Here is a 7,307-nt window from a genome sequence, read left to right as displayed (position 1 = left end):
TCGGGCGCCCGCGCCCCGGTGCGCGCGCCGGTCGTCTTCGGCGCCCCCGGCCGGGCGCGGGCCGGGGCCGCGCCCCGGCCGGGCCCGGCCGTCGACGCTGGGCCCCGCGCCGAGCCCTCGGATAGGGTGAATCGGTAGGAATCGGACCCCCCGGGGCAAGGTCGGTGCATTGGACACGTACCAGTCGACGAGCGAGGTGCCCGACCCGCCGGTGGCGGCCGTCGGGTACGCGGGCGTGCTCCGCGAGCTGCTGCCGATCGCCCTGTGGCGGGAGGACGCCGACGGCCGCGTCGTGGAGTGGTCCCTGGCCGCCCAGGACCTGCTCGGCCACCGCCCCGAGGACATCCTCGGACGGCCCGGCGCCGCCGTCCTGGTCCCCGACGCCAACCGCCGGCTCGCCGACGACCTGACCCGCCGCGTCCAGGCCGGGGAGACCGTCGTCGGCACCCTGCCCGTGCGGCACCGGGACGGCCACCAGGTGGTCATGGAGATGTGGATCGTGCCCGCCGCCGACCCGCAGGGCCGTCCGGGCGCCATGCTCATCGCCGTCGAGACCTCCGAGGTCCTGCACATGCGGGACTCCCTCGCCGCCCTGCAGAGCCTCTTCACCCAGTCCCCGATCGGCCTCGCCACCCTCGGCCCCGACCTGCGCTTCCTGCGCGTCAACGACGCCCTCGCCCGCATGAACGGCGTCCCCGCCGCCGACCACCTCGGCCGCCGCCTCACCGAGGTCGTCCCCGGGGTCAACGCCGCCGCCCTGGAGGCGACGATGCGCCGGGTGCTGGAGTGCGGCAAGGCCGTCGTCGACATCCGCCGCACCGGCCGCACCCCCGCCGACCCCGACCACGACCACACCTGGTCCTGCTCCTACGCCCCGCTCCTCGACGGCGGCGGCCGCCCCCTCGGCCTGATCGCCTCCCTGATCGACATCACCGAGAGCCAGCGGGCCCAGCAGGAGGCCGAACGGGCCCGCACCCGCTTCGCCCTCCTCGCCGAGGCCGGCACCCGCATCGGCACCACCCTGGACCTGCGCCAGACCGCCCAGGAGATCGTGGACCTGCTGGTACCGCAGCTCGCCGACTCGGCCGACGTACAGCTCCTCGAATCCGTCCTCGAACCGGACGAGGCCGGTGCCTCCACCCGCGGGGTCCTGCGCCGCCTCGCCGCGGCCTTCCCCGACCCCTTCGCGCCCACCTCCAGGCTCAAGGTCGGCCAGACCCTCCGGATCCCCGCCGGGACCGCGTACGAACGGGTCATCTCCGAGGGCGCCCCGATGAACCTGTTCCGCGCGGACATCCCCGCCCTGGTCACCGACCCCCGCGCCGGCGACCTGCGCGCCTACCTCGCCACCCTCGGATGCGCCCGGATGGTGCCCCTGGTCGCCCGCGGCAAGGTCCTCGGCGCCGTCGCCGTGACCCGGCTGCGCGGGCGCGAGCCCTTCGACGACCAGGACTGCGTACTCGTCGACGAACTCGTCGCCCGCGCCGCCCTCAACATCGACAACGCCCGCATGTACACCACCCAGCGGCGGGCCGCCCTCACCCTCCAGCGCAGCCTCAGCAACAGCGCCCTCCCCGAGGTCCCCGGCCTCGAACTCACCGGCCGCTACCTGCCCGCCAGCGACCACGACGTCGGCGGCGACTGGTTCGACGTCATCCAGCTGCCGCGCGGCCGCACCGGCCTGGTCATCGGCGACGTCATGGGGCACGGCATCCACGCGGCCGCCGTCATGGGCCAGCTGCGCACCGCCGTGCGCACCCTCGCCCGCCACGACGTACCGCCCGACCGGCTGCTCGGCTCCCTCGACGACGTCGTCGCCGACCTTGGCGAGGACGAGATGGCCACCTGCGCCTACGCCGTCCACGACCCGGCGACCGGCGGCTTCGTCATCGCCCGCGCCGGGCACCCGCCGCCCGCCGTGGCCTCCGCCGACGGCACCGTCACCTTCCTCGACGGCCCGCCCGGAACCCCGCTGGGCACGGGCGGCCGGGACTTCCGCACCGAGGAGGTCCCCCTGCCGCCCGGCAGCCTGCTCGCCCTCTACACCGACGGGCTGATCGAAGCCCGAGACCAGGACCTCGACCAGGGCATGGAACGCCTCGCGCGGGCGCTGCGGCAGGCCGCACAGCCGCTGGAAGAGCTCTGCTCGGGCATCCTGACCGCCCTGCTCCCCGCCGCCCCCCAGGACGACGTGGCCGTCCTGCTGGCCCGTACCCGCCCCCTCTGACCCCGCCCGGGCCGCCCCACCGGGGGCGGCTACCAGGCCAGGTCCTCCAGCGCGTCCAGGTCCAGCGCCAGCGGCACCGACGGCTCGCCGCCCCCGGCCCGCGACAGCTCCGCCCAGATGACCTTGCCGCGCTCCGCGTAGCGCGTCCCCCACCGTTCGGCGTACTGCGCCACGAGGAACAGCCCGCGGCCGCCTTCGTCGGTCGTGGCGGCGTACCGCAGGTGCGGGGAGGTGCTGCTGCCGTCGGAGACCTCGCAGATCAGGTTCCGGTCGAGCAGCAGCCGGACCCGGATCGGCGCGTTCCCGTACCGGATGGCGTTGGTGATCAGCTCGCTCAGCACCAGCCCGGCGGCGAAGGAGACCTCCTCCAGCCCCCACACGGCCAGCTGCGCCGCGGCCTCCCGGCGCACCCGGGAGACGGCCACCGGATCGCCGGGCACGTCCCACTCCGCGATCCGGGACGGGTCCAGCCGCCGGGTGTCGGCGATCAGCAGCGCGATGTCGTCGCTCGGCGCCGGGAACAGCAGCGCCGCCAGGACGTCCGCGCAGGCCTGGTCGGGGCTGCGGCCGGGCCGTGACAGGGTCTCGCCGAGCAGCAGCTGCCCGGTGTCGAAATCCCGGTCGCGGTCCTCCAGCAGCCCGTCGGTGAACAGCACCAGCCTGCTCCCCTCGGGCAGCCGCAGCCCGGCCGCCTCGAAGGGCATGCCGCCCACCCCGAGGGGGAGCCCGGTCGGCAGTTCGGGGAACTCCACCCGCCCGTCCGGGTGCACCAGCGCCGGTCCGGGGTGTCCGGCGCTGGCCATCGTGCACTGCCCGGAGGCCGGGTCGTAGATGGCGTACAGGCAGGTGGCGCCGGTGATCCCGGCGGTCTCCTCCACCTCCTGGTCCTCGGCGTCCCCGGTGCCGGGCTCGCCGCTCTCCAGCTGGTCGATCCGGTCGATCAGCTCGTCCAGGTGCCCCAGCAGCTCGTCGGGCGGCATGTCCAGGGTCGAGAAGTTGTGCACGGCGGTGCGCAGCCGGCCCATCGTGGCCGCCGCGTGCACCCCGTGCCCGACCACGTCACCCACCACCAGCGCCACCCGGGCCCCCGGCAGCGGGATCACGTCGAACCAGTCCCCGCCCACCCCGGCCTTCGCGGGGAGGTACCGGAAGGCGACGTCCACCGCGCTCAGGTCCGGCAGCACCCGCGGCAGCAGACTGCGCTGGAGCGTCACGGCGGTGGCGTGCTCCCGGGTGAAGCGGCGGGCGTTGTCGATGGAGACGGCCGCGCGGGCCCCCAGCTCCTCGGCGAAGGACAGGTCCTCCTCGTCGAACGCCTCGGGGGTGTCGGCGGCCCGCCAGAAGTTGGCCATGCCCAGGACCACGCCCCGCGCCTGCAGCGGTACGGAGATCAGCGAGTGGAGTCCGTAGCCCAGGGCGACCCGGGTGCCCTCCGCGTCCTGCGCCCGCCAGCCCATCGCCGCGTTCAGGTCCGGCGCGAGCACCGCGTGCCCGGCGGCCAGGGCCGCCGCCATCGGAGCCGTCGGCACCACGAACCGGATGACGTCCCCGACCGGCTGGAGCGGCTGGTCGCTGCGCACCCCCGTCATGGCCGCCCGGCGCATCTCCGTGTGCACCCCGGCGGCCGAGGAGGGCTCGTCCCCGCGCAGCACCGGCTCCAGCAGCTCGACGGTGACGAAGTCCGCGAACCGCGGGACGGCCACCTCCGACAGCTCCTCGGCGGTGCGCACCACGTCCAGGGTGGTCCCGATCCGCCCCCCGGCGTCGTAGAGCATCTGGAGCCGCTCCCGGGCCACCTCGGCGCGGCCGGAGAGCGCCGCGAGCTCTGTGGTGTCGCGCAGGGTCATGACGGAGCCCGAGGGCCGGCCGCCGGAGGGATCGGTGGGCCGTACGTTGACGGCCAGGAGCCGGTCGCCCGCGAGGTGGACCTCGTCGGTGGCGACCCGGCCGGAGAGCAGCAGCCCGGTGGTGCGCGGATCGAGGCCGAGGTCGCCGACGTGGCGCTGCTCGGCGTCCGGCGGCAGGTCCAGCAGCCGCCGGGCCTCGTCGTTGGCGAGCAGCAGCCGGTGGTCGGCGCCGACGATGAGCACGCCCTCGCGCACCGCGTGCAGCACCGCCTCGTGGTGTTCGTTCATCCGGGCCATCTCGCTGGCGCCCAGGCCCCGGGTCTGGCGCCGCAGCCGCCGGCTGACGAGCGCCGCGCAGCCGGTGCCCACCAGCAGGGCCCCGGCGGCCGCGCCGAGCAGCAGCGGCAGCTGGCCGGCCAGTGCCTGCCCGACGTTCTGCACCTCGATGCCGGTGGCGACCAGCCCGACGACGGCGCCCCGGTCGTCGCGTACGGGTACCACGGCGCGGACGGCGTCACCGGGCTGGCCCGTGAAGACCTCCGTGAAGGAATGGCCCTCCACCGCGCGGGCCAGGTCGCCGGTGGCACGCTTGCCGATCAGCTCGGGCCGGGAGTCGGTGTAGCGCAGGCCGTCCTTGGCCATGACGGCGACGAAGTCGACGCCCGAGGCCCGGCGGGCGCCCTCGGCCCGGGCCTGCAGGGCCGCGGTCGGGTCGGGGGAGGCCAGGGCGGCGGCCAGGCCGGGGGAGTGGGCGAAGGCCTCGGCGGTGGCCAGCGAGCGGTGGCGGGCGTCCTGCTGGCTGTCGTAGCGGGCCTGGAAGACCAGCGCCAGGGTGGCGGCGGTGATCAGCACCAGCACGATGACCGCCTGCAGCGCGAAGACCTGACCGGCGAGACTGCGCCGGGCCAGGGAAAGGCGCGCGAGCAGGCTCACCGGCCGCGCTTCCCCACTTCGACCCGAACGTCCGGTCATGAGCCCTTTCTAACACTGTCGCCGCTCCCGGGGGCGGCGGCGGATGCGGCGCAGGCCGCCGCACGGTACGCGCGCGGGCTCACGCCGACGTGCGCGCCGAAGTGCTGGCGGAAGGTGACCTCGCTGGCGAACCCGGCCCGCCGGGCCACCTCGGGGACCGGGTGGTCGGTGCGTTCCAGGAGCTTGCGGGCCGCGTCCAGGCGGTGGCCCAGCAGCCATCTGTGGGGCGTGGTGCCGGTGGCCGCGGCGAAGTGCCGGGCGAAGGAGCGCGGGGACATGCCCGCCCACCGGGCCAGCGTGGCCACGTCCAGCGGTTCGTGCAGCCGGCGCAGCGCCTGCTCCCGTACGGCGGCCAGCGCCTCGGCGGTCCGGTCGGCCACCGGGGTGGGCCGGTCCAGGTACTGGGCGTGGTCCCCGGTGCGGAAGGGGCCGGTGACCATCGAACGGGCGATGGCGGCGGCGGCCTCCGCCCCGTGGGCCTCGCGCACCAGGTGCAGGCACAGATCGATCCCGGAGGCCACCCCGGCGGAGGTCCACAGCCCGCCGTCCTCCACGTAGAGCGGGGCCTCCTCGACCAGCACCGCGGGGTAGCGGGCGGCGAGCTGCGGGGCGAGCCACCAGTGGGTGACCGCGCGGCGCCCGTCGAGCAGCCCGGCCTCGGCCAGGACGAACGCCCCCGCGCACAGGGCGGCCACCGGCACCCCCCGGGCGTGCGCCGCCCGCAGCGCGGCCAGTACGGGTTCGGGCGTCGGGTCGGAGGGCTCGGCCAGGGCCGGTACGACGATCAGGTCGGCGACGCTGAGCCAGTCGAGGTCCCGGTCGGGGGCGAGGGTGAGCCCGCCGGGCAGCGCGATCGGGCCGGTGTCCAGGGCGCAGCGGTGCAGTTCGAAGGGCGGTACCCCGCTGCGGCTGCGGTCCGGGCCCCAGACCTCGGTGATGACGGCGAGGTCGAAGCTGCGGATCCCCGGCTGGGCGACGACGGCGACGCGGTGCATGCGGCAACTCTGCCAGAACCCGAACCGATGAGACTGCCAGCCTGGCAGGATCCCATCGATCGGGGTCACCGCAGCCGCTGGGACGGGCCCCGCGCGGCGGCCACGATGGAGCCGTGAACGAGACCGCGATCGAGATCGCCCCCGACAGTGCCCTGCTCGTCATCGACGTCCAGAAGGGCTTCGACGACCCCTCCTACTGGGGCCCGCGCAACAACCCGGCCGCCGAGGAGAACATCGCCGCGCTGATGGACGCCTGGCGGGAGTCGGGCCGCCCCGTCGTCCTCGTCCAGCACGCCTCGCGCCCCGGCTCCGTCCTCGCCCCGGACCAGCCCGGACACGCCCTCAAGGACTTCGTCGAGGAGCGCCGCCACGACGCCCCGCTGATCACCAAGACCGTGAACTCGGCCTTCTACGGAACGCCCGACCTGGCCGCCTGGCTCACCGCCCGGGGCATCGGCCAGCTCGTCGTCGCCGGGATCCAGACCAACATGTGCGTCGAGACCACCGCCCGGATGGCGGGGAACCTCGGCTACGACGTCCTCGTCCCCCTCGACGCCACCCACACCTTCGACCTCGCCGGCCCGGCGGGCCTGTCCCTGACCGCCGACGAACTGGCCGCCGCCACCGCCGTCAACCTCCAGGGCGGCGGCTTCGCCCGCGTGGTGACCACGGCTCAGCTGCTCTCCGCCGCCGCCCAGGTCACCGCGTAGTACCGCAGCCGGGCGTCCTCCCCCACGGGCCGCATCCCGGCCGCCGCCATGACCCGCTGCGAGCCGGTGTTCTCCCGGTCGGTGTCGCCCGCCACCCCGGCCGCCCCGTGCCGCCGGGCGTGCTCCAGCAGCGCGCGCAGCGCCTCGGTGGCGTAGCCGTGGCCCCGGGCGGCGGGGACCAGCCCGTAGCCGACCGTGACCCGGCCGTCGGCGCCGGGAGGGCCGTGGAAGCCGGCGCCGCCGATCAGCAGCCCGTCGGCGCGGCGCTGGATCTCGTACGCCCCGTACGGCGCGGGATCCCCGCTCCCGGCCAGCACCCGCAGGTACCGCTCGGCCCCGGCCCGGTCCCCGGCATCGGGATACCCGTCCGCCCCCCGCTCACCGGGCCCGACCACCCCGTCCACGAGCCGCCGCGCCCGCTCGGGGCCGAGCGGCAGCAGAACGAGGCGCGGGGTCGTCAGTGATTCCATGCGCTACGGCATACCAGCCCGAGCCGAGGCTCCGCACCCGAATTCCCGCGCCGCCCGGCGACGGCAACGGCCCAAATCAAGCCCCG

At 75.8% G+C, this 7,307-nt stretch carries 5 protein-coding genes; 2 read left to right on the top strand and 3 right to left on the bottom strand.

Features of this window, described 5'->3' with window-relative positions; translation table 11 throughout:
• The first annotated feature begins 169 nt into the window (after positions 1-169).
• On the top strand, positions 170-2,227 hold the full coding sequence (locus ACFV0Q_RS35660; RefSeq protein ID WP_385011283.1) for a SpoIIE family protein phosphatase: 2,058 nt from the start codon (positions 170-172) through the stop codon (positions 2,225-2,227).
• A gap of 29 nt (positions 2,228-2,256) precedes the next feature.
• On the opposite strand, the gene ACFV0Q_RS35655 is transcribed toward ACFV0Q_RS35660, so the two are convergent.
• Together ACFV0Q_RS35655 and ACFV0Q_RS35650 are read right to left on the bottom strand one after the other, a co-directional pair.
• Positions 2,257-5,046, bottom strand: a complete 2,790-nt coding sequence (locus tag ACFV0Q_RS35655) for a SpoIIE family protein phosphatase (RefSeq protein WP_385011281.1) — start codon at positions 5,044-5,046, stop codon at positions 2,257-2,259.
• Positions 5,043-6,041 carry a GlxA family transcriptional regulator gene (locus tag ACFV0Q_RS35650; RefSeq protein ID WP_385011279.1) on the bottom strand — a complete coding sequence of 333 codons (999 nt, stop codon included), beginning with the start codon at positions 6,039-6,041 and terminating at the stop codon, positions 5,043-5,045. Before ACFV0Q_RS35650 ends, ACFV0Q_RS35655 begins: the two co-directional genes overlap by 4 nt.
• Before the next feature lie 128 nt (positions 6,042-6,169).
• Between ACFV0Q_RS35650 and ACFV0Q_RS35645 the strand changes: the two genes are divergently transcribed.
• Positions 6,170-6,751 (top strand): cysteine hydrolase family protein, encoded by a 582-nt coding sequence (locus tag ACFV0Q_RS35645; RefSeq protein ID WP_385011284.1) that lies wholly within the window; start codon positions 6,170-6,172, stop codon positions 6,749-6,751.
• Here the strand turns inward: ACFV0Q_RS35645 and ACFV0Q_RS35640 are convergent.
• Entirely contained in the window at positions 6,715-7,221 is a 507-nt protein-coding gene (locus ACFV0Q_RS35640; RefSeq protein WP_385011277.1) for a GNAT family N-acetyltransferase, read from the bottom strand. The two genes, ACFV0Q_RS35645 and ACFV0Q_RS35640, sit on opposite strands and share 37 nt — an antisense overlap.
• Between the last annotated feature and the right edge of the window lie 86 nt (positions 7,222-7,307).

Source organism: Streptomyces sp. NPDC059564 (assembly GCF_042735575.1).
GTDB lineage: Bacteria > Actinomycetota > Actinomycetes > Streptomycetales > Streptomycetaceae > Streptomyces.
This window is presented reverse-complemented; position numbering and strand designations above follow the sequence as displayed.

Excerpts from the sequence above, each read along its gene's own strand:
- ACFV0Q_RS35655 (WP_385011281.1), bottom strand. The coding sequence starts at position 5,046 with ATGACCGGACGTTCGGGTCGAAGTGGGGAAGCGCGGCCGGTGAGCCTG.
- ACFV0Q_RS35650 (WP_385011279.1), bottom strand. The coding sequence starts at position 6,041 with ATGCACCGCGTCGCCGTCGTCGCCCAGCCGGGGATCCGCAGCTTCGAC.
- ACFV0Q_RS35640 (WP_385011277.1), bottom strand. The coding sequence starts at position 7,221 with ATGGAATCACTGACGACCCCGCGCCTCGTTCTGCTGCCGCTCGGCCCC.